Annotated in this window: 2 tRNA genes and 1 rRNA gene; all 3 read left to right on the forward strand. The window is 48.5% G+C overall.

Annotated features, from left to right (window positions below):
• Positions 1 to 24: 24 nt before the first annotated feature.
• Positions 25 to 101, forward strand: a tRNA-Ile gene (locus tag IB273_RS31255).
• Between the two features lie 27 nt (positions 102 to 128).
• Positions 129 to 204 (forward strand) — tRNA-Ala (locus IB273_RS31260).
• A gap of 229 nt (positions 205 to 433) precedes the next feature.
• Positions 434 to 705, forward strand: a 23S ribosomal RNA gene (locus IB273_RS31265); the annotation flags it as partial.

Raw genomic sequence — 705 nt, forward strand, 5'->3', positions numbered from 1 at the left:
GCTTGATTCACTGGTTAGACGATTGGGTCTGTAGCTCAGTTGGTTAGAGCGCACCCCTGATAAGGGTGAGGTCGGCAGTTCGAATCTGCCCAGACCCACCAATTGTTGTGGTGTGCTGCTGATCCGATGGGGCCATAGCTCAGCTGGGAGAGCGCCTGCTTTGCACGCAGGAGGTCAGGAGTTCGATCCTCCTTGGCTCCACCATTAATCGTCGAAAGCTCAGACATGAATGTTCAGGATGAACGAACATTGATGTCTGGTCTTTGTGCCAGAACTGTTCTTTAAAAATTTGGGTATGTGATAGAAGTAGACTGAATAATCTCTTTCACTGGTGATTATTCAAGTCAAGGTAAAATTTGCGAGTTCAAGCGCGAATTTTCGGCGAATGTCGTCTTCACGTTCGAGACAATAACCAGATTGCTTGGGGTTATATGGTCAAGTGAAGAAGCGCATACGGTGGATGCCTTGGCAGTCAGAGGCGATGAAAGACGTGGTAGCCTGCGATAAGCTTCGGGGAGTCGGCAAACAGACTTTGATCCGGAGATCTCTGAATGGGGAAACCCACCTAGCATAAGCTAGGTATCTTGCACTGAATACATAGGTGTAAGAGGCGAACCAGGGGAACTGAAACATCTAAGTACCCTGAGGAAAAGAAATCAACCGAGATTCCCTTAGTAGTGGCGAGCGAACGGGGATTAGCCCTTA

The sequence above is a fragment of the Pseudomonas sp. PDM19 genome (assembly GCF_014852215.1).
Taxonomy (GTDB): domain Bacteria; phylum Pseudomonadota; class Gammaproteobacteria; order Pseudomonadales; family Pseudomonadaceae; genus Pseudomonas.